Source organism: Limnochorda sp. (assembly GCF_047459355.1).
GTDB lineage: Bacteria > Bacillota > Limnochordia > Limnochordales > Limnochordaceae > Limnochorda.
Map to the genome: position 1 here is coordinate 1 of NZ_VSCV01000066.1, position 3053 is coordinate 3053.

Consider the following 3053-nt stretch of genomic DNA (forward strand, 5'->3'; position numbering starts at 1 on the left):
CGAAGCTCCTCTACGGTCATGCCGACTTCGAGCGCATCCTTCTCTTGCTCCATAGGGGTGGATTCGAGGAACAGTTGGTAGGCCAGCGTTGGCGTCATTCCCTCCACGCTCATGAGCGCCGCGTACCAGTCCTCGAACGGCACGGTGCCGGGAATTCGAACACCATATGGGGCCAGATACTCCGCGAACTTGCGGCGAAGGTAGTCGATCCCCTCGCCGCCTTCCATGTTGTACACCTCGATAAGCTCTTCGTCCGAGAGAGGCTTTCCGGCCTGTTCGTTCGCCCACCAGAACTCAGGAGACGGGAACGCCGGGCGCTGGGCTTCCATTCCGGTCGCCAGGACGCTTCCGCCGAAACGCTGGTCGAACTCCGTCTTGCGATCCTTCCACCGGCTAAAGAAGCCCTCCTGATTCCAGGGGAGCGGATTCCTTTCCCGCGGATCCAACCCAGCCTGCGCCCGGGCCATTTGGTCGTAGGTGCCGACGAACGCCGCAAACGATGCGGGTGCCTCGCCTCTCTCCACGGCGACGATGTACTGGGCGTACTCCAGCGGAGATGGAACGATGAAGCCCTGTTCGAGGTACGGCTTCACGGCCCGGTCATACGCCTGCATGAAACTGCTGTCGCTTAGAAGTCGCTCGATGCCTCCGCCTTCTGCTTCGGCCTCGATGATGGCGAGACGCGCCCGCTCTTGGGCAATCTGGATCTCCAGGAGTTCGATTTCCCGCTCTTTCCGGGTGCGGTCCACGCCCTGGAGCTGGTCCAGCACTTCACGCGCCGTCGCGAGATCCACTTCCATGAACTGGAGCTTCAGCCGGGATTCCTGGCGTAGATTCTCAGCGACCTCCACTCTGGCATCCAACGTGGACGCTTCATAGAGATTCTGCAGCCTCAGTCCCTGGGCCTGAAGTTGCTCTAATTCCCACCGGTTCAGGGCGTTGGCAACATCCATGAGCGTTTGCTTGTTCACGCGCCCCTGTTCATCGGTGGTTATAACAGCACTGGCCTTCGCTGCGTCGAACCCGGCTTTTTGCAGGAGATCCAGGGCCTGCTCGCGCGTCATCCATTCCGTTTGGAGTTTCGTGATTTCGTTCTGGAGAAGCTGGAGATTTGCCTGGCCCGTCTGGAGACTCACGGCACCGCCGAGAGTGTCAAGCCACCCTCGGAGGCTTTCCTGGACCGCTGGCAAGTAGAGATACTCTCGCCCATCGTCACCCACCTGGTACATCCCACGGACGAGAGGACGGAAACTGTCAGGAAGCGTCTCGATCCAGCTTTCGGCCTCAGCCTTCGGGATCAACCCACTGGAGAATCTGGATTGCAGATCCTGTAGAGCCAACTGTGCCTGGGTAAGCTGGATTCGCTCCAGCTCCCGTTGATGTGGCGTCTTGGTCAGTTCCGGCGCAAGCTGCTGCCAAACACGCTGGTCTACCATCAGGGGCTGGCCTGGCTGATAGCCCTCTGGTAGCCGAAGGAGACCGGATTGAACCGCCTGTTGCAACGCCTGCGGCCCCAGCACGGAGCCAATGTCTACGTACTGAGACTCGCGCATAAAGCGGTGCTGTTCTTCGGCCAACTGCTGGCTTCTGCGGGCAAGCTCCAACTGTTCGCGAGAGATCCCGAGCCTCTCCTCTTCAGTCCGCATCTGGTGCTCTGCCATCTGGCGCTGGAGTTCGTCCTGCATGCGTTGCCGCCGTCGCTCGATGGCCGCCTGGATTCCAGACTGAACTCCCTGGCCCACGGGAGCCCAGAAGTAAGGGGATGCCAGCGTGCTCGCGGGTGGAGCAAAGCTCGGAATGTTGATCTGAACTCCATCAGCCATAGATCATCGCTCCTTACGAGTAGGCGCCTCCGTTAGACGGCCAGTGGTGGCGGCGGTCGGAACTGCTGTCGTCACCGGCCTCCAAAGAGGTTTCCGAGCCAATTACCTACCTGCGCCCCCAGAGGCCCGCCCAGAACGTATCCAGCGCTGGTAATGAGCGATCCGAGCAGGTTCCCCCATCCGGCCTGCGCCATGGCCTGCTGTTGAGCCGCGAGCTGGTTCAGATACGCCTGGAGTTCGGCCTGCTGGAGCGCGAGTTGCTGCCGGGCAAGCCACTGATCGAACGCCATTTGGCTTGCCTGTTGGCTCAACTGCTGCTGCCCAAGCCACTGAGTCCAGTCCATTTGCTGCGCCGCCTGCCCGAGCATCTGTTCCTGGAGCCAGCGATTCAGGTCAAACTCAGCCCCAAACTGGCCCGCCTGCTGGAGCCTCTGGGCCTCCTGAAGTTGAGCCTGGAGAGCCGCCATAGCCTCCGGCTGGTAGACACTCCCATAGACCTGAAGGGCCGCCTGGAGGGGCAGAAGTTGCTGTTGCTGCTGCATCTGCTGCATGAACTGGCCCAGACCAAGGAGGTTCGCCAGATTCTGCTGGCCCAGAGCCGCCTGCTGACCGCCCAGCGCCAGCGCAGCCTGGAGCGCCTCGCTCTGAGCCATCTGGGTCGCCTGCTGCCCGGCCAGGTACCGCTGGGCCGCCAGGTCCGCGATTGCCCGCTGGCGGGATTCCTCTATATCGCTCAAGCTGCTCCCGAGAAGGCCGGAACGGTATAGCCCGGCAAGGTTCAGCGCCTCAGCAGTGCTCCGGGCAGCTTCTTGAGTCTGGCGGTTGATCTGCTCCAGGTAAGCCTGGAAGGCCGGATCCTGTTCCGGCGACACGAAGGCAGAGTACCCCGGGTCCAGCCTCCTCCGGATTGCTTCTTGCGCCGTACCCCAGAGGCTGGGCTGCTGCGCTCCGCCCAGCAACTGCTGGCCCGCCTGCTGGAGATACTGATTCGGCTGGAACTGACCTTGGACGCCGCCCAGAAGCCCGAGGAACCTGTCACGGAGAGCCTGCCCGCCTCCGGTAAGGTAGTCCTGAATGAAACCCGACACCTGCCCTGGGGCCGTGGGCTGCTGGCCCGTGTACCGTTCGGGCCGCCACTGGCCGCCGTAAGTGCCAGGCTGCCACGTGTCTCCGGGGTATTCGGGCGCTGTAATGACCTGGTTATTCCCATTTCGCCCGTTAGCCAAGGCG

The 3053-nt window shown here is 62.1% G+C and carries 1 protein-coding gene and 1 pseudogene; both read right to left on the reverse strand.

Annotated elements, in window-relative coordinates:
• A partial coding sequence (locus tag FWJ67_RS10780) for a hypothetical protein (protein ID WP_414482814.1) occupies positions 1-1823 on the reverse strand: 1823 nt, incomplete at its 3' end.
• Positions 1824-1894: 71 nt separating this feature from the next.
• Positions 1895-3053, reverse strand: a pseudogene (locus FWJ67_RS10785) (hypothetical protein); the annotation flags it as partial.